This window comes from Mesorhizobium sp. CA13 (assembly GCF_020165235.1).
GTDB lineage: Bacteria > Pseudomonadota > Alphaproteobacteria > Rhizobiales > Rhizobiaceae > Mesorhizobium.
Genome location: NZ_JAIUHS010000007.1, coordinates 241463 through 259118 on the forward strand (window position 1 = coordinate 241463; position 17656 = coordinate 259118).

Here is a 17656-nt window from a genome sequence, read left to right on the forward strand (position 1 = left end):
AGTGACAAGTGCGCGTTTCACTGGCAAATTCCGGCCGGGACGTGATTCAGGCAACCAGGAGAGAACAACATGGCATTTCTTGCCAAGGGTAAGATGTTTGCAGCGGCCACTGTGGTGGCGATGCTTGCGCTGGCGACGGGCGCACAGGCGGCGGCCAGCTGTGGCAAGACCGGAGCCGGCTTCGATGCCTGGAAGCAGGACTTCGCAGCGGAGGCCAGGGCCGAGGGCGTGGGTTCGAGAGGGCTGGCCGCCCTGGCCGGCGCGACCTACGCGACCAGGACCATTTCCGCGGACCGCGCCATCCACAAGGCTTTCAGCGGCTCCGTGGAAGCTTTCATGAAGCGCCGCGGCGGGGCGGCGATCATTTCCAGGGGCCGGGCGTTGAAGAAATCGAATGCGGCGCTGTTCGACAAGATCGAACGGACCTACGGCGTCTCGCCGGGCGTGCTGCTTGCCATCTGGGGCATGGAGACGGGCTTCGGCGCCTCCATGGGCAACCAGAACACGGTGTCCGCCATTTTGACGCTTGCCTATGACTGCCGCCGTCCGGACTATTTTCAGCCGCATGCCATTGCGGCCCTGAAGCTGGTCGATCGCGGAACGTTGACCGCCTCGTCGGTCGGGGCCATGCATGGCGAGATCGGCCACACGCAGTTCCTGCCCGGAAATGTCCTGAAATATGGGGTGGGCAGCGGAAACCTGCGCGACAAGAGCATCGCGCTGGCATCCACGGCCAACTTCCTCAAGGCGCATGGTTGGCAGGCCGGCGCGAGCGCTCAGTCGAATATGGGTGCAATTGCTGGCTGGAACTCGGCGAGTGTCTATCAGCAGGCCATCGCCCGTATCGCCACCGCAATTGACGGCGAGTAATCGTTAGGGCAGGTCACCGTTTCACGGAAACGGCGACCGCTCTATGTTTTCGTTCAGCGGAAAGCCCGGCGCGATGCCGGGTTTCCTGTCACTGATCGGTAGAGTGGTCAGCCCCCGCGGTTGCGTGCGGCCAGCGTGCGCAGCCTCAGCGCATTGAGGCGGATGAAGCCCGCGGCGTCCTTCTGGTCGTAAGCGCCGCGGTCGTCCTCGAAGGTCACCAGCGCGTCGGAATAGAGCGTCTTGTTCGACTTGCGGCCGGTAACGATGACATTGCCCTTGTAGAGCTTCAGACGCACCGTGCCTTCGACATCCTCCTGGCTCTTGTCGATCATCGCCTGCAGCATCAGCCGCTCGGGCGCGAACCAGAAGCCGTTGTAGATGAGTTCGGCATAGCGCGGCATGAACTCGTCCTTGAGGTGGGCAGCTCCCCTGTCGAGCGTGATCGATTCGATGGCGCGGTGCGCCGCGATAAGGATAGTGCCGCCGGGGGTCTCGTAGACGCCGCGCGACTTCATGCCGACGAAGCGGTTCTCGACGAGGTCGAGCCGGCCGATGCCGTTGTCGCGGCCGAGATCGTTGAGGGCGGCCAGCATGGTTGCCGGCGACAGCTTCTTGCCGTTGAGCGCTATCGGATCGCCCTTCAGGAATTCGATCTCGATCTCGGTGACCTTGTCCGGCGCGTCCATGGGCGAGACGGTGCGCTGATGCACGAATTCCGGCGGCTCGCTCCATGGGTCCTCAAGCACCTTGCCCTCGGAAGAGGAATGCAGGAGATTGGCGTCGACCGAGAACGGCGCGTCGCCCTTCTTGTCCTTCGGCACCGGGATCTGGTGCTGCTCGGCGAAGTTGATGAGGTCGGTGCGCGACTTGAACGACCAGTCACGCCAGGGCGCGATGACCTTGATGTCGGGATTGAGCGCATAGGCCGAAAGCTCGAAGCGGACCTGGTCATTGCCCTTGCCGGTGGCGCCATGGGCGATGGCGTCGGCGCCGGTCTCCTTTGCGATCTCGACGAGATGCTTGGAGATCAGCGGCCGGGCGATCGAGGTGCCGAGCAGATAGGTGCCCTCATAGACGGCGTTGGCGCGAAACATCGGGAAGACGAAGTCGGCAACGAATTCCTCGCGCACGTCGACGACGCGGATGTCCTTGATGCCCATCAACTCGGCCTTGCGGCGCGCCGGCTCCAATTCGCCGCCCTGGCCGAGGTCGGCCGTGAAGGTCACGACCTCTGCGCCGAGCTCTGTCTGCAGCCATTTCAGGATGATGGATGTATCGAGGCCGCCGGAATAGGCGAGCACGACCTTCTTGACGTCTTTTGTTTTCGACATTTGGCGTTTCCGCGACAAGAGTTCTCGGCCGGCGAGGTATCACGCCGTTTCCGGTCACCGCAAGGGGATGAACGCGGCAAGGCGCGGAGAAACAGGCATCCGGGACAGCTGGATCATTCTTTCCGTCGCACAGCCGCTGGCAACCACAGTAGCCATTCGTTATAGCAGCGTCTTTAGAGCCAACGGATCGCCCATGTCCTTCATTCCCGACACCGCAACGCTGATCCAGTTCGCCATCGCCACGTTCATCCTGGCGATCACGCCGGGACCGGACATGACGCTGTTCGTCTCGCGCACGCTGAGCCAGGGCCGCGCCGCCGGCTTCGCCTCGATGGCGGGGGCGCTGTGCGGCACGCTGATCCACACCACGCTGGTGGTGGTCGGCGTCTCGGCGCTGATCGTCGCCTCGCCGATGGCCTTCTTCGTGCTGAAGATCTTCGGCGCCGGCTATCTCGTCTTCCTGGCCTGGCAGGCGATCACCAAGGGTTCGGCCTTCTCGCCGGAGAAGAAGACGGGCCCACAAATCTCGCTGTTCCGGAGCTGGATGGTGGGACTGGGCGTCAACCTGCTCAACCCGAAGATCATCCTGTTCTTCATGACCTTCCTGCCGCAATTCGTCTCGGCGCATGATCCGCACGCGCCGGGAAAGCTGTTCTTCCTCGGCGCCATGTTCGTGGTGCTGTCGACCCCGGTGACGACCCCGATGGTGCTGGCGGCGGAGAAATTCTCGGCGGCTATGAAGGCCAGCCCGCGCGTGACGCGGGTGGTCGACTATCTCTTCGCCGGCGTGTTTTCCGCCTTCGCGCTCAAAATCCTGACTGCCCAGGCGAAGTAGGATTTTGCTGTTCGCTGCTGATCTCTTCCGAACCGGAGGTCAGCAAAGCTCCCCGCTTACGCGGGCGCTCGGTTCGGGGTCACGATTCGGCTTTCCACCAGCTTCCGGCCCAGCGCCCGGCGCTCAGCCAATAGAAGATACCCCCGACCATGCCGCCGCCGATGACGGCGGCCATGGCGCGCGGCTCGGTGACGGCGAATGGCGTATCGCCCATCTGGTCGGCGAAGCCGAGGAAGACGGCGGCGACGATCGCACCGGCCAGCGCATAGAACAGCCAATCGCGCCGGCCGAGGATCTCGGCGATCAGAATCGCGAGGGCCGCCGGCATGAAGGCGAAATAGGCCGCAAACAGCGCGACGAAGGGGATCGAGAAATAGAGCGAGGCGGTCGCCGCCGGGTCCGCATGCGCCGGCGTATAGCCGAGCGAGGCCAGGAACAGGACATTGAGGAACGCGCTCGCCGCCAGCGCGGCGACGGCATAGCCGAACAGGATGACGGCAAGGCGCACGATATAGGCGACGAGACGGGTCATTGCTGATCCCGGCGTGTGAGATAACCGGACTTGCGCCCGGCCAGAAACCAGTAGACCGAACCGGCGGCAATGCCGGCGGTGGCCAGGAAGCCGAGAAAGCCCGGGTTGAAAACAAACCCTCCGGCCGAGCCCGGGATGAGAACCCCGAACGCGATGGACGTGATCGCGCCCGTGGCCGCGAAGTAGAACCACCCCCGAAGCGACAAGCGTTCGGCCATGAAGATCGCGGGGCCGACGATCAACAGGGCGCAGACCGCCACTGTCACTACCGTGAGCGGGAAGGAAACCAGCCAGTCGAACGCGAAAACGATGGACCAGTTGCCATATTCAAGCCCTTCCAGAAGAGCGATCAGCAGCACAGGCATCAGGATCGAGGTCAGCACGGCGGCGATATAGCCGACTGCTATAAAGACGAAGCGCTTGAGCCCGGCGACGAGACGCCTCACGCCTCCCCGTGCCCCGCGATCATCATGGCTTCCAGCGCCAGCCGGTCGACCTTGCGCATGCGCTCCGATTCCGACTTGAGCTGGCCGCAGGCGGCGAGGATGTCGCGGCCGCGCGGCGTGCGGATCGGCGAGGCATAGCCGGCATTGTTTATGTAGTCGGCGAATTTCTCGATCGTCTCCCAGTCCGAGCACTGGTAGTTGGTGCCGGGCCATGGGTTGAACGGGATCAGGTTGATCTTGGCCGGAATGCCCCTGAGCAGCTTGACCAGCGCCTTGGCATCGTCGAGGGAATCGTTGACGTCCTTCAGCATCACATATTCGAACGTGATGCGCCTGGCGTTCGACAGGCCAGGATAGGCGCGGCAGGCGGCGATCAGCTCCTTGAGCGGATACTTCTTGTTGATCGGCACCAGGAGGTCGCGCAGATCGTCATTGGTGGCGTGCAGCGAGATGGCGAGCATGACGCCGATCTCCTCGCCGGTGCGGAAGATCTCCGGCACGACGCCCGAGGTCGACAGGGTAATGCGGCGCTTGGAGAGCGAAAGACCATCGCCGTCGGAGGCGATCAGCAGCGCTTTCTTGACCGCCTCGAAATTGTAGAGTGGCTCGCCCATGCCCATCATGACGATGTTGGACACTTTGCGGCCCTCGGCCGGCACGATGGCGCCGTCGGGCGTGTCCCCGTCGGGGAAGTCGCCGAGCCGGTCGCGCGCGGTGAGCAACTGGGCGAGGATTTCCTCGGCCGTCAGGTTGCGGACCAGCTTCTGGGTGCCCGTGTGGCAGAAGGAGCAGGTCAGCGTGCAGCCGACCTGTGAGGAGATGCAGAGCGTGCCGCGGCCTTCCTCGGGAATGTAGACGGTCTCGATCTCGACCGGGCGGCCGGCGCCGCGCGGCGGAAAGCGGAACAGCCATTTGCGCGTGCCGTCGGCGGAGATCTGTTCCTCGACGATCTCGGGCCGCGCCACGGTGAAATGCTTGTCGAGTTCGGCGCGAAGATCCTTGGAGATATTGAACATGCCGGCGAAATCGGAGACGCCGCGCACATACATCCAGTGCCAGAGCTGCTGGGCGCGCATTTTTGCCTGACGCTCCGGCACGATGCCGGAAGCAATGAGGGCCTCGCCGAGCTCGGCGCGCGTCAGGCCGATCAGCGACGGTTTTTCGGCCGGCACGGCGCGGGCGCGCAATGCGTCACGGGCGCCTTCGGCGGTGAGGTCGAATGAAAGGGTCATGGTTGCACTGATATAAGCGGTTTGCGGCCGATTTCATCCATCGGCCCGATATGAAGCGCGGCCCATAGCACAGCTTGGCGGCGGAGTCATGCGATGGCGAGGCCATCTGTAGGCCGACCGATTGACAGATGCGCTGGCCGGTCAGGCCCTGCGGTCCGTGTTTCTCGACTGAAAACGGATCACTTGATCGTGTTGAAGTAACGGTTCTCACCGCGTGTTCGAACCCCTGGATGGGGCAACCATGCCCCGACAAATGGGAGTATGCAGCATGAACTCTATCAAGCTCGCCGTCATTGCCGGCTTCGTCGGCCTTTTCGCCTCGCAGGCATTTGCCGAAGACGCGATGGGCACGATGACCATGATGAAAGCAGGGCAAGTCACGGCAATCATGCCGGACGGGCATATGGGCACCATGACGCCGGACGCGAAAATGAGTGCCGAGATGATGAAGATGGCAAAGCCGATCAAACACTGCATGATGATGATGACCGACGCAAGGGCAAAGCCTTCATGATCGACACGTCGACCAAGAAGGCTCAGGCGGAATGCGAAAAAATGGCTATGTGAGGGCTGCCATCGATCGATGTTCCCGCCGGCTCCGAGGTCGGCGGGGGCTATTCGAGCCTTGTCCCCGGAGGCCGATCGGAAAATGATCGGGATCATTGCGGCGAACCGGGCATAGCTCATGGTTCCTTATTCATGGTCCCAAACCGCCGCCATGGACATTCGGTCCAGGTCCGTCGTCCAATCCACGTTCGATGCGAATGCTTGATCGAGGTCATGCCTGTGTTAGGGCTGGGTTTCGTCGAGAGGACAGACATGGCCGGTACAGTACGAAAATACCCCTTGCTGCGGCGTTCGCGCGCCATGTGGGGCTCTCGCCGGGTGTGGCAGCCGCGGCTGGTGTTCTGGGCCGGCGCGATCTGCATCGGCATGATCAGCGTTATGTTCGCGGTGCTGGCCGACAAAGCGCAGGCGCTGTTCCACGCCATGATCGGCGATGACGGCGACTGGCGCTTCTACCTGCCTTTGGCAATCACGCCGCTCGGCTTCGTGCTGTGCGCCTGGCTGGCGCAAGCCTTCTTCCCGGGCTCGCAAGGCAGCGGCATTCCGCAGGCGATCGCCGCTCGGCATCTGCGCGACGACGACGACCGTGGCCATATCCTGTCGCTGAAGCTGGTAGCGGGCAAGATCGCGCTCACCCTGGTCGGCCTGTTCTGCGGCGCTTCGATCGGCCGCGAGGGACCGACCGTGCAGGTCGGCGCGTCGTTGATGCTGCAGGCGGCACGCTGGGGCGGCATGGCGCAGGCGCGCGGCCTGATCCTGGCCGGCTCGGCCGCCGGCATCGCGGCCGCCTTCAATACGCCGCTCGCGGGCATTGTCTTCGCCATCGAGGAAATGGGTCGCACCTACGAAGCGCGGACCAACGGGCTGGTGCTGACGGCGGTGATCCTGGCCGGCATCGCCTCGCTCGGCCTGCTTGGCAACTACACCTATTTCGGTGTCTCGAAGGAGACGATCTCGTTTTCCGCCGAGTGGCCGCTTGTCATTGCCTGCGGGATCATCGGCGGCGGCTTCGGCGCGCTGTTCTCGCTCCTGGCGCTGAAGGCAACGCGCCGGATCCGGCGCTGGAACACGGGGCAGCCCTTGCGGCGCGCCTTGCTGGTCGCCGCCATCTGCGGGCTCGGCGTCGCGGCGATCGGCATCGCGTCGGGGGGCTTGACCTTCGGCACCGGCTACGCCCAGGCGCGCGGCGCCGTTGAAGGCACGCCGCTGCCCTGGTTCTTCTTCGCCGAGAAGTTCCTTGCCGGGCTGCTGTCGATGGTCTCTGGCATTCCGGGCGGTATCTTTGCGCCTTCGCTTTCGGTCGGCGCCGGCATCGGCAGCTCGCTCGGCCTCGTCTTCGGCGCCAGCACGGGTGCGGCCGCGTTGCTCGGCATGGCCGGCTATTTCGCCGGCGTCGTGCAGGCGCCGATGACGGCCTTCGTCATCATCCTGGAGATGACCGGCAATCACGACAATGTCATCGCGCTGATGCTGGCCTCGATGCTGGGCTACGGCACGGCGCGCATGATCTCGCGCGAGCCGCTCTATCATGCGCTGTCGCGCGTCTTCATCGCGGAAGCCATCCGCCGGCGCAGGGCGGAGGCGGCGCCGGAACAAGGCCCGGCCTGAAAAGCAAAAGGCCGGACTCAGCGGTCCGGCCCTCTGTTCAAGCGAAGCTTCGACTATTTGCAGTTGGCGATCGAGGACAGCGCCGCCGAGATGCCTTTCAGCGAGAACACATAGGAGGTGGTGTTGCCGCGGCCGGACTTGGCCTGCACCTTCATGTCGGTGCCGGATTTCATGGCGGCGATCAGCACCGGCTCCTCGGCGGCGTTCTCGACCCAGGCCGACTTGCCGCGCGTGAACATCGAAAACGTCTTCTTATCGATGGTGACGGTGGCCTTGGAGTTTTCCTGGAAGGTGTAGCCGGCGATGAATTGCGGCTCGTAGGACACCTGCTGGCCGGGCCGCTGGCTGACGAAGAAGAACATGTCGCCATGGTCGAGCGTCGGCGGCTGCTTGTCGGTCGGCACGGTGAGGACATAGCAGACCTTGCCGCCCGATGCCTGGTAGCTGTAGGTGCCCCAGGCATTGTGCTGGCCGATCTTGGTCGCCTGCTGCGCCATCGCCGGCGCTGCGAAGGCCACCAGGACCAGGCTCGAAACTGTAGCAATCAATCCGCGCATCGTTTTTCCCGTATTCCAAATGGTGCGGAGGCAGGCCGCGTGGCGTCCTGCCGTCGCTTCATTTTGATTTAATCTGGGTTACCAAACGGTGAATACCTCTGAGAAAAGGACGCTCACCCCAGGAAACCGCCGCCGTCTTCGCGCCGCCGCCTTTCAAGCGGCTGGCGCGATGTCCCTTCGGCGACTTGGAGGGCATGAAAGCGGCAAGAGTTTGACTTTTCCACAAGCCCTCTGAACGCTGGTGTCCAGAGCGCGCGAAGGCGGTGCCAGGGCTCAACCCCTGTCTGATATGGCATCCTTGGCGGCCTGCCGGTGCGCCGGCGTGATATGGGCGCTGACGGCGGTGATCGCTGCGGTGAGCACGGCGACATCATCGGTGAAGCCGAGGCCGAGGACGAAGTCGGGGATCATATCCACCGGCAGGACGAAATAGCCGAGTGCCGCCACCAGGATGCCTTTCGCGCGCAGCGGCGTGTTCTTGTCCATGGCGCAGTAATAGGCCGCGACGACATCTTCCATGAACGGGATCTGCCGCGCGGCCTTCTTGGCCGTGCGCCAGAATTTCTCGCGCACCTCGCCCTCGCCGCCCAGCCTGTCGCCAAAGCCGAAGAAATCAAAACCGGATTTTTGCGCCATCAATTTCTCCTTGCGGGCTCAAGCGCTTGCCTGCGCATGGCCGCGGGGCAAAATGTGGTGAAACCCGACGCTTGCTGCAAGAGCTTGGCGGATCGCTGGGCTGAAAATCGGAATCAGTCTTGACCGCGTCGAGCCGAAGTTTAGGGACGTTGCGCCGCGTCGCCCACCACCTAGCCGACAAAGCGGTTCATCTTCTTCGCCAACTCGATGTCAAGCGCCGTGACGCCGCCGGCATCGTGGGTGTTCAGCGTCACGTCGACGGTTTTGTAGACATTGGACCAGTCGGGATGATGGTCCATCTTCTCGGCAGCAAGCGCGACGCGGGTCATGAAGGCGAAGGCTTCGGAGAAATTCCTGAAGGTGAACGTCCGGTTGATGGAAGCGCCATCCGCAGCCAGCGACCAGCCTTCGAGGCCTTTCAGCGCCGCGATGATGGCTTCCTTGCCAAGTTTCTCTCTCGTCATGTCCGGTTCCTGTGCTATTTCGAAGATGACCTTCACCATAGCGCCGGATCGATGAGCACGAAGCCCATAAAATCCATTCTGTTCGTCTGCCTGGGCAACATCTGCCGCTCGCCGCTGGCGGAAGGCGTGCTTCGTTCCGTGCTGACGGAACGTGGACTGGGCCGGGACATAGTGCTCGATTCGGCCGCAACCAGCGACTGGGAGGCGGGCTCCGCCCCTGATCGGCGTTCGATCGCCATCGCGTCGCGCCACGGCATCGACATATCGGAACTGCGGGCACGCAAGATCACGCCCGAGGATTTCTCGCGTTTCGACCTGATCTTCGGCATGGACAGCTCGAACGTCGCCGACCTGAAGAGGCTGGCGCCAGCCGCCGTGCGCGACCGCGTCCACCTGTTCCTGGAATTTGCGCAGGGAAAGGGCCGCGACGTGCCGGATCCCTATCACCACGGCGAGGAAGCCTTCGCCGAGGTCTACCGCATGATCCGCGAAGCGTCGGAGGCGCTGGCGACCCGGCTTGCCGCGCGCGTATCGGCGCCCGACAGCGGCCAGGCTTCCTCCACGATGTAGGGGCCGCCGCCGACCGAATCGCGCGACGACATCAAGACGAAGCGGCTGACGCGGAACGGCAAGGTCGAAAAATTGCCGCGCGCCGAAAGATATTGGGCGACGTCCAGCGGGCTCGAACTGCGCAGGCGCGCCAGTGTGACATGCGGCATGAACTTGCGCGGATCGGCCGGAATACCGAGCCGCTGGCAGATGCGCTCGATTTCAGCCTGAAGCGCCGCGAGGTCCGGCGAGGCAGAGACCCCGGCCCATACGGCATGCGGTTTCTTCTGGCCGAAAGCGCCAACGCCCGACAGCGTCAGCGGGAAGGAGGGGCGATGGACGCGATCGAGCGCGTTTGCGATCTCGTCGGCGACATGGCCTTCGACATCGCCGATGAAGCGCAGCGTCAGATGGTAGTTCTCGACGTCGATCCAGCGGGCCCCGGGCAGGCCGCCCCTGAGCAGGGACAGCGAAAGGGCGGCGTCACGCGGAATTTCGAGGGCGGTGAAAAGACGCGGCATGAAGAGCCTCCCTTCCTCGAATCGAACTGTGCCCCTAGCGAATCATCGATAATCAAGCGGGGCAAGAGATTTGTTGGTCACAGGTCTCGTCGAAAGATTTCCCCAACGGAAAGGTCTGCTCACGATCCTCCAGGCACCGCCGCGATGGCCTTCTCGACCGCGGGCAATATACGCTCGACCATCTGGGCGACCCCCTTGGCGTTCGGATGCAAGCCATCCTCAAGCTGCAGGGCGGACTGGCCGGCTACGCCGTCGAGAAAGAACGGGTACAAGGTAACGCCGTATTTTGCGGCCAGTTCCGGAAATATGGAGTCGAAGGCGTTCCGATAATCGGCGCCGAGATTGGGCGCTGCGCGCATGCCGGCCAGCAGCACGGCGATCTTGCGCTGTTTCAGCCTGGCCAGCATCGTATCCAGGTTCTTGCGGGTGATGTCTGGCGAAACGCCGCGCAGCATGTCATTGGCGCCGAGTTCGAGGATGACAAGCTGCGTGCCGTCCGGCACCGACCAGTCGAGCCGCGCCAGCCCGCCGCTGGAGGTATCGCCCGAAACGCCGGCATTGGCGACGATTACATCCCTGCCCCTGGCGCGCAGCGCCGCCTGCAGCCTGTCGGTAAAACCTTCTTCGGGTCCGAGCCCGAAGCCGGCCATCAGGCTGTCGCCGAAACCGACGATCTTGAAAGGCTCGGCGCGTGCCGACGAAATGGCGCCGCAAATGACGAGGAAAACGATCAGGCCTGCGGCAATTCTGCGTTGGAAAGACATGCGGCAGGTCCCATATGACAGAGAATTCTTCCGGCGACGGCCCGGCAGGCGGAGCCCTCATCTCCATATAGGACGCTTTCATTTTGACAGAAGCCGTCATCGAGCTGAAAGACGTATCGCTGACATTGGGCGAAGGCGCCTCGTCCGTCCATGTGCTGAAGGGCGTCAGCCTCGATGTGGCGCGCGGCGAGGCGACCGGCATCGTCGGACCGTCGGGGTCGGGCAAGTCGACGCTGCTCATGGTCCTCGCCGGTCTGGAAAGGGTCGATTCGGGCACGGTACGAATTGCCGGCGAGCTGCTCAACGGCAAGAGCGAGGATCAGATCGCATCGTTTCGTGGGCGAAACATCGGCATCGTCTTCCAGTCCTTCCATCTCATTCCCAATATGACGGCGCTCGAAAATGTCGCCGTGCCGCTGGAACTGGCCGGCCATGCCGATCCGTTCTCGGTGGCGGAACGCGAGCTTGCGGCCGTCGGTCTGAGCGACCGTGTCACGCACTATCCCGGCGAACTGTCGGGCGGCGAGCAGCAGCGCGTCGCGATCGCCCGGGCGCTTGCGCCATCGCCGCGCATCCTCATCGCCGACGAGCCGACCGGCAATCTCGACCATGCGACCGGCAAGCAGGTCGCCGACCTGCTGTTCGCCAAGGCGGCCGAGCGCGGCATGACGCTGGTGCTGGTCACGCATGATCCGGCGCTCGCGGCGCGCTGTTCGCGCCAGGTCTCTATGCGCTCCGGCAGGATCGAGGCGCCCGCGCCGACCAAGGCCATCGCCTGATGTCGCCGGCGCGGACGTTAAAACTCGCCGTCCGTTTCTCCTTGCGCGAGATGCGCGGCGGCCTGGCCGGCTTTCTGATCTTTCTTGCCTGCATCGCGCTCGGCGTCGCGGCGATCGGCGGCGTGAATTCCGTCGCGCGCTCGATCAGCGCCGGCGTTGCCAACCAGGGCCAGACGCTGCTTGGCGGCGATCTGCGCTTCCAGCTTAACCAGCGCGACGCAAGCGACGCCGAACGCGGCTTCCTCGATGGGCTGGGCACCGTGTCGAGAACCGCCAGCATGCGCTCGATGGCGCGGCTTGCCGACGGCTCGGATCAGGCGCTGGTCGAGGCCAAGGCCGTCGACGAGGCCTATCCGCTTTACGGTGCGCTGGAAACCGAGCCGGCGCTGACGAAGGGCGAGCTGTTCGGCGAACAGTTCGGTGTTTTCGGCGCGGCCGCGCCCGACCTGCTGTTCGAACGGCTGCATGTGAAGCTCGGTGATCGGCTGAAGCTCGGAACCGCCACCTTCGAACTGCGCGCCAGGCTGGTCACCGAGCCCGATGCCGTGTCCGAAGGCTTCGGTTTCGCGCCGCGCCTGATGATCTCGACGGAGGGCCTGGCCGCCACAGGGCTGGTCCAGCCGGGCAGCCTGGTCGAGAATTCCTACAAGGTCCGGCTGGCCGCCGACGCCGACGAGGCGCGGCTCAAGGCTATCCAGGAGGAGGCCGCCAAGGATTTCCCGGAGGCCGGCTGGTCGATCCGCACGCGCGGCAATGCGGCCCCGGCGCTGTCGTCCAACATCGAGCGCTTTTCGCAATTCCTGACCTTGGTCGGGCTGACGGCGCTGGTGGTCGGCGGCGTCGGCGTGGCCAACGCGGTGCGCGGCTATCTCGACGGCAAGCGCGGCGTCATCGCCACCTTCAAGAGCCTGGGCGCATCCGGCGGCTTCGTCTTTGCCGTTTACCTCGTGCAGATCCTGATGATCGCGGCCCTCGGCATCGCCGCCGGTCTGGTGCTCGGCGCGCTGATGCCCTTCGCCGCGAGCGCCGCACTTCAGTCCGTCGTTCCGGTACCGGCGCAAGGCGGCTTTTATCCCGGCGCCCTCGGCATGGCGGCGCTGTTCGGGTTGCTGGTGACGCTGGCCTTCGCGCTGCTGCCGCTGGGTCGCGCCCGCGATGTGCCGGCGACCGCGCTGTTTCGCGAGATGGGGCTGGAAGGCCGCGGCTTTCCACGCGCTATCTATGTCGTTTCGGCGCTCGGCATCGCAGTGCTGCTTGCAGCGCTCGCCATCCTGTTTTCGGGCGACCAGCGCATCGCTTCGATCTTCGTCGGGGCCACCATCTTCGCCTTCCTGGTGCTGCGCCTGGTCGGCGCGCTGGTGCAATGGGCGGCAAGGAAGAGCCCGCGCGTGCGCTTCGTGGCGCTCAGGCTCGCCGTCGGCAACATTCATCGGCCAGGCGCGCTGACGCCGTCGGTGGTGCTGTCGCTGGGGCTTGGGCTGACGCTGCTGGTGACGCTGGCGCTGATCGACGGCAATCTGCGGCGGCAGATCTCCGGCAGCCTGCCGGAGCGGGCGCCGAACTTCTTCTTCGTCGATATCCAGAGCAGCGATGTCGACGGCTTCTCCAGTCTGATCAGCAAGGAGGCCCCGCAGGGGACGCTGGCCAAGGTGCCGATGCTGCGCGGCCGGGTGATGGCGCTCAACGGCGTTGCCGTCGACAAGGTCAAGGTGCCGGCGGAGGGCGCCTGGGTGCTGCGCGGCGATCGCGGCCTGACTTATGAGGCCAAGCAGCCGGACAACGCGACGCTGACCGAGGGGAAATGGTGGCCGGCCGATTATACCGGCGAGCCGCTCGTCTCGTTTTCCGACAAGGAAGGCAAGGAAATCGGGCTGAAGCTCGGCGATACCGTCACCGTCAACGTGCTCGGCCGCAATGTCACGGCGAGAATCGCCAATTTCCGCCAGGTCGAATGGGAGACGATGGGCATCAACTTCGTCATGGTGTTCTCGCCCAACACATTTGCCGGCGCGCCGCATGGCTGGGTGGCGACGCTGACCGAAAAGAGCGCCACTCCAGCCGACGATGCCCGCATCCTCAATGCCGTCACCCGCACCTTCCCGGCAGTCACCACGGTGCGCGTCAAGGACGCGCTCGACATCGTAAACCGGCTGGTGGGACAGCTCGGCGCGGCGATCAGGGCGGCCGCCGGCGTGGCGCTGATCGCGTCGGTGCTGGTGCTGGCCGGCGCGCTCGCCGCCGGCAACCGGGCGCGCATCCACGACGCGGTGGTGCTGAAGACGCTGGGCGCGACGCGGCTGACGCTGATATCGGCCTTCTCGCTGGAATATATGCTGATCGGCCTCGCCACGGCGGTCTTCGCGCTCGCCGCCGGCAGTGCCGCCGCATGGTTCGTTGTCGCCCGCATCATGACATTGCCGTCGCATTTCATGCCCGAAGTGGCGGTGGCGACCATTCTCTTTGCGCTGGTCATCACCGTCGGCATCGGTCTCGCCGGCACTTGGCGGGTACTCGGCCACAAGGCAGCGCCCGTGTTGCGCAACCTCTGAATCCGCATCGGTTCCACCCCGCCGACGGCCGTCATTTGGTTAAATCGGCGTAATGTTTCGCGGCCAAAGGGCTGGAAAACCGCGCCATACGTGCCTCACGAAGCATTACACCCGGTTACGGTCTTGTTCTTGACGCGAATAACCATCATATTTCGCCGCAGGCATGCTGGAGTCCCGCCAGCGGCGCCTGGGTCCGGGTGGACCCGACACCGGACGGGGCAGAAGCAATAGAGGACCACAATGGCTGAACCCATTCGCAACTATCAGACGCGCGCCGTGCCCGGCGCAGCCGTCGACATCGATCAGGGCCTGCGCGCCTATATGATCAAGGTCTACAATTTGATGGGGCTTGGTCTCCTCATCACTGGTCTTGCCGCCGTCGGCACGATCATGCTGGCCACAACCACCGATCCGGCCTCGGCTGTCGCGACGCTGCCAAGCGGCGAGATGCTGACCTCGTTCGGCTACGCGATCTTCGGCTCGCCGTTGCGCTGGCTGGTGATGCTGGCCCCGCTGGCCGCCGTGCTGTTCCTGTCGTTCCGCGTCCAGTCGATGAGCGTGTCGGCGGCGCAGACGACGTTCTGGGTCTATGCGGGCCTGGTCGGCCTGTCGCTGTCGTCGATCTTCCTGGTCTACACCACCGCCAGCATCTCGCAGACCTTCTTCGCCACCGCCGCGGCCTTCGGCGCGCTGTCGCTGTTCGGCTACACGACCAAGCGCGACCTGACGGCGATGGGCTCGTTCCTGATCATGGGCGTGTTCGGAATCATCATCGCGATGGTGATCAACATCTTCCTGCAATCGTCGGCGCTGTCCTTCGCCGTCTCGGCGATCGGCGTGCTGGTCTTCGCCGGCCTCACCGCCTACGACACGCAGAAGATCAAGGAGATGTATTTCGAGGGCGACGCTTCCGACGTCGCCGGCCGCAAGGCCATCATGGGCGCGCTGACGCTCTATCTCGACTTCATCAACCTGTTCATGTTCCTGCTCCAGTTCATGGGCGACCGCCGCTAAGGCCTGGTTCGCGTCATGGTCTGACTGGACCATCGGGTTTGGAAGGGGCGGCCCAACGGCCGCCCTTTTCTTTTTCGCCGACCTTTGCTGTTATTGCAGGCAGACAAAGAGGCCTGCATAAAGAATGAGCACTATCGTTATACGGGCCGCACGCGCGGCCGACCTCGACACTATTACGCAAATCTATGCCGACGCTGTGACCCGCGGCACGGCGAGCTACGAACTGGAGCCGCCGGGCCGCGCCGAAATGGGCACGCGATTCGACACGCTCCAGGCCGGCGGCTTCCCTTACCTTGTGGCGGAAAAGGCCGGCGCCGTGCTCGGCTATGCCTATGCCGGCCCCTTCCGGCCCCGCCCGGCCTACCGCTTCATCGTCGAGGATTCCGTCTATGTCGCGCCTGATGCCAAGGGCCAGGGTGTCGGCCTCAAGCTGATGCAAAGCCTGATCGCGGCGGCCGAGGCGGCGGGCTTTCGGCAGATCGTCGCGGTGATCGGCGACGGCCATCCCGACAGCGCTTCCGTCAAGCTGCACGAAAAGCTCGGCTTTCGTCATTCCGGCCGCCTCGAAGGCTCCGGCTACAAGCACGGACGTTGGCTGGACACGGTGTTCATGCAACTGGCGCTGAACGGCGGTGCATCGGTGCCGCCCGATCCGGACTCGCTGCCGGAACGAAAGTTCCGCGAGGCGTCAGAGAGAACTGAAGAAATGAAGAATTGAAGAATTGGCACTCAGCGTCTGCATGCCGGCCGTCTTCTTTGTTCTTCAGTTCCCCAATTCTTCAGTTCCCGGCTCAGGCCTCGACCAGCTTCAGCTTGCTGTCGAAGACGCCGAGCACACGGCCAAGCTCCTGCCCGCGCTTGAGGATGCGGCCGCCCGCGGCGATGACGGCGAAGGCGCCTTGCTTGCGTGCCAGCTTCGGGTCCTTGACGATCTGGAACAGCGGCACCTCGCTGGCCCGGCGGAACACCGAAAACACGGCCCTGTCAGTGAGATGATCGATAGCGTAGTCGCGCCATTCGTTGGCGGCGACCATGCGCCCGTAGAGTTTCAGGATCTGGTCCAGTTCGCGGCGCTCGAAGCGCACCGGCTGGTCGAGGCGCGCACGGCGTGCCTCATGGAGCGGGATCAGTATTGCGGATGCGTCGCCATCCTCCGTCCCGCCGCCGTGATCGGTCATGCCTCGATCCTTCAAAAATGAACCTTTGCCAACCAAAGTTGGCGCTTTCGCCATGGAATTGCAAGTGCCGGCGAAGCGGTGCGGAGCCGCGCCATTTCCGTCGCGTCCAGTCACGTTTGCAAACGACATGTTGGAATTGGTGATGCTCCGCCACATTCTCGCCATTTTTTATCCGCGCTCATGCCCCAATGTCCGACGAATTTACCGGCGTTGCCTGAGACGGTTCGGTCCGGCACCGGCTCGTAAACCCCAAGCCCCCCGCCCACGGGTCTGCGTCGGATCGAACCAACCTCGGCTTTTCCTCGGAAGAGCCGGGTGCGACGATCCCAAAACCTAAATGACCGACGTCAGAAGCAAGCTGACGTCGGTTTTTTCATGCCTGGATCGCCGCGACGGCGGATTTCCCGGCCCCATAGGGGGGTTCCAGTCCGCTCCCGGTGCGACCGGCAGGATCGATGCGCGCCGAAATCTTGGCACGCCGCCGTCGCTTGCCAACGCCATCGCCACTTAATAAGGTGTTAAGTGAAACGGGAGCGGCAATGCCACGCATATCGGACTCCACGGCGAAAGAGGTGAATGGCACGGCCGCGGTCGAGGCCGGCGGCGTCGGTCCCCGCATCAAGGCGCTGCGCATGGCAAGGCGCGTCTCGCTGCGCCGGTTGGCCGACATGACCGGCACGACGGCGAGCTTCATCAGCCAGCTCGAGCGCAATCTCTGCGGCGCCAACACAGGCACGCTGCTCAAGATCGCCGCCGCTCTCGATCTCGGCATCAACGACCTGTTCGAAGACTCCGGCCGTCCGTTGCACAAGGTGCTGAGGCGCGCGGAACGGCCTGTCGTTCCCGTCGGCGTGCGAGGCCGCAAGATGCTTTTGTCGCGGCGGCCGATCCACCAGTTCGAGGTCTATGCGGGCCATTTCGAGGTCGGCGGCTCGACCGGCGAGGACGCCTATGTGCATGGCGGCGAGCATGAGATGTTCATGGTGCTCAAGGGAACCGTCGAACTGACGCTTGCCGAAGAGCGCCATCTGATGCGCGAGGGCGACAGCGTCGAATACGCGACCTCGGTGCCGCACCGCACGGTCAATGTCGGCGACACGCCGGCGGAGGTGCTCTGGATCATCGCGCCGCCGACCGCAGGCGCGCTCGAACTTGATCAGTACAGGCCCGGAAACCGCTCGCATCCGGGTGAATGAGAACAAATGCGAGCTCTGGAATGGGAGA

General features: G+C 64.2%; 20 protein-coding genes. 10 read left to right on the forward strand and 10 right to left on the reverse strand.

Features of this window, described 5'->3' with window-relative positions:
- Nucleotides 1–69 precede the first annotated feature (69 nt).
- Entirely contained in the window at nucleotides 70–870 is an 801-nt protein-coding gene (locus tag LB566_RS18485; protein ID WP_224625422.1) for a lytic transglycosylase domain-containing protein, read from the forward strand.
- A gap of 107 nt (nucleotides 871–977) precedes the next feature.
- On the opposite strand, the gene LB566_RS18490 is transcribed toward LB566_RS18485, so the two are convergent.
- The gene (locus LB566_RS18490; RefSeq protein WP_224625423.1) at nucleotides 978–2201 is read right to left on the reverse strand and encodes an argininosuccinate synthase; all 1224 of its coding nucleotides are present in this window, start codon (nucleotides 2199–2201) and stop codon (nucleotides 978–980) included.
- 193 nt (nucleotides 2202–2394) lie between these two features.
- Here LB566_RS18490 and LB566_RS18495 point away from each other — a divergent pair, with 193 nt between their 5' ends.
- Nucleotides 2395–3036: a LysE family translocator gene (locus tag LB566_RS18495; RefSeq protein WP_140550602.1), complete on the forward strand. Its 642-nt coding sequence runs from the start codon at nucleotides 2395–2397 to the stop codon at nucleotides 3034–3036.
- A 79-nt stretch (nucleotides 3037–3115) separates the two neighbouring features.
- Here LB566_RS18495 and LB566_RS18500 read toward each other — a convergent pair whose 3' ends face one another.
- From LB566_RS18500 to rlmN, 3 genes are read right to left on the reverse strand one after another with little or no spacing between them, the layout of a single operon-like run.
- A complete protein-coding gene (locus tag LB566_RS18500) occupies nucleotides 3116–3568 on the reverse strand; it encodes a hypothetical protein (protein WP_224625424.1) in 453 nt (150 codons plus the stop codon).
- Nucleotides 3565–4014 carry a hypothetical protein gene (locus LB566_RS18505; protein ID WP_224625425.1) on the reverse strand — a complete coding sequence of 150 codons (450 nt, stop codon included), beginning with the start codon at nucleotides 4012–4014 and terminating at the stop codon, nucleotides 3565–3567. The genes LB566_RS18500 and LB566_RS18505 overlap by 4 nt, the downstream gene beginning before the upstream one ends.
- On the reverse strand, nucleotides 4011–5246 hold the full coding sequence (rlmN, locus tag LB566_RS18510; RefSeq protein ID WP_224625426.1) for a 23S rRNA (adenine(2503)-C(2))-methyltransferase RlmN: 1236 nt from the start codon (nucleotides 5244–5246) through the stop codon (nucleotides 4011–4013). Before rlmN ends, LB566_RS18505 begins: the two co-directional genes overlap by 4 nt.
- Before the next feature lie 268 nt (nucleotides 5247–5514).
- On the opposite strand from rlmN, the gene LB566_RS18515 reads away from it, so the two are divergent.
- The gene (locus tag LB566_RS18515) at nucleotides 5515–5760 is read left to right on the forward strand and encodes a hypothetical protein (RefSeq protein WP_224625427.1); all 246 of its coding nucleotides are present in this window, start codon (nucleotides 5515–5517) and stop codon (nucleotides 5758–5760) included.
- A 305-nt stretch (nucleotides 5761–6065) separates the two neighbouring features.
- Nucleotides 6066–7421: a chloride channel protein gene (locus tag LB566_RS18520; RefSeq protein WP_224625428.1), complete on the forward strand. Its 1356-nt coding sequence runs from the start codon at nucleotides 6066–6068 to the stop codon at nucleotides 7419–7421.
- 53 nt (nucleotides 7422–7474) lie between these two features.
- Here LB566_RS18520 and LB566_RS18525 read toward each other — a convergent pair whose 3' ends face one another.
- From LB566_RS18525 to LB566_RS18535, 3 genes are all read right to left on the reverse strand, one after another.
- A complete protein-coding gene (locus LB566_RS18525; RefSeq protein WP_140492199.1) occupies nucleotides 7475–7978 on the reverse strand; it encodes an invasion associated locus B family protein in 504 nt (167 codons plus the stop codon).
- A gap of 273 nt (nucleotides 7979–8251) precedes the next feature.
- Nucleotides 8252–8614, reverse strand: a complete 363-nt coding sequence (locus LB566_RS18530; RefSeq protein WP_224625429.1) for a YkvA family protein — start codon at nucleotides 8612–8614, stop codon at nucleotides 8252–8254.
- A 170-nt stretch (nucleotides 8615–8784) separates the two neighbouring features.
- Nucleotides 8785–9078 (reverse strand): 4a-hydroxytetrahydrobiopterin dehydratase, encoded by a 294-nt coding sequence (locus LB566_RS18535; RefSeq protein WP_224625430.1) that lies wholly within the window; start codon nucleotides 9076–9078, stop codon nucleotides 8785–8787.
- A gap of 51 nt (nucleotides 9079–9129) precedes the next feature.
- On the opposite strand from LB566_RS18535, the gene LB566_RS18540 reads away from it, so the two are divergent.
- A complete protein-coding gene (locus tag LB566_RS18540; protein ID WP_140550610.1) occupies nucleotides 9130–9648 on the forward strand; it encodes a low molecular weight protein-tyrosine-phosphatase in 519 nt (172 codons plus the stop codon).
- Here LB566_RS18540 and thpR read toward each other — a convergent pair.
- Nucleotides 9552–10148 (reverse strand): RNA 2',3'-cyclic phosphodiesterase, encoded by a 597-nt coding sequence (thpR, locus tag LB566_RS18545; protein ID WP_224625431.1) that lies wholly within the window; start codon nucleotides 10146–10148, stop codon nucleotides 9552–9554. The two genes, LB566_RS18540 and thpR, sit on opposite strands and share 97 nt — an antisense overlap.
- Nucleotides 10149–10267: 119 nt before the next feature.
- Nucleotides 10268–10912 carry an arylesterase gene (locus tag LB566_RS18550; RefSeq protein WP_224625432.1) on the reverse strand — a complete coding sequence of 215 codons (645 nt, stop codon included), beginning with the start codon at nucleotides 10910–10912 and terminating at the stop codon, nucleotides 10268–10270.
- Between the two features lie 83 nt (nucleotides 10913–10995).
- Between LB566_RS18550 and LB566_RS18555 the strand changes: the two genes are divergently transcribed.
- The 4 genes from LB566_RS18555 (at nucleotide 10996) to LB566_RS18570 (ending at nucleotide 15972) form a co-directional block, all read left to right on the forward strand.
- Entirely contained in the window at nucleotides 10996–11691 is a 696-nt protein-coding gene (locus LB566_RS18555) for an ABC transporter ATP-binding protein (protein WP_224625433.1), read from the forward strand.
- Nucleotides 11691–14240 carry an ABC transporter permease gene (locus LB566_RS18560; RefSeq protein WP_224625434.1) on the forward strand — a complete coding sequence of 850 codons (2550 nt, stop codon included), beginning with the start codon at nucleotides 11691–11693 and terminating at the stop codon, nucleotides 14238–14240. The genes LB566_RS18555 and LB566_RS18560 overlap by 1 nt, the downstream gene beginning before the upstream one ends.
- Nucleotides 14241–14480: 240 nt before the next feature.
- Entirely contained in the window at nucleotides 14481–15254 is a 774-nt protein-coding gene (locus LB566_RS18565) for a Bax inhibitor-1/YccA family protein (protein ID WP_140492223.1), read from the forward strand.
- 124 nt (nucleotides 15255–15378) lie between these two features.
- The gene (locus tag LB566_RS18570) at nucleotides 15379–15972 is read left to right on the forward strand and encodes a GNAT family N-acetyltransferase (protein WP_224625435.1); all 594 of its coding nucleotides are present in this window, start codon (nucleotides 15379–15381) and stop codon (nucleotides 15970–15972) included.
- Between the two features lie 73 nt (nucleotides 15973–16045).
- Here LB566_RS18570 and LB566_RS18575 read toward each other — a convergent pair whose 3' ends face one another.
- Nucleotides 16046–16432, reverse strand: coding sequence for a DUF2794 domain-containing protein (locus LB566_RS18575; RefSeq protein WP_140514020.1), 387 nt, complete (start codon nucleotides 16430–16432; stop codon nucleotides 16046–16048).
- 539 nt (nucleotides 16433–16971) lie between these two features.
- Between LB566_RS18575 and LB566_RS18580 the strand changes: the two genes are divergently transcribed.
- Nucleotides 16972–17628: a helix-turn-helix domain-containing protein gene (locus LB566_RS18580; protein ID WP_140550617.1), complete on the forward strand. Its 657-nt coding sequence runs from the start codon at nucleotides 16972–16974 to the stop codon at nucleotides 17626–17628.
- Nucleotides 17629–17656 lie beyond the last annotated feature (28 nt).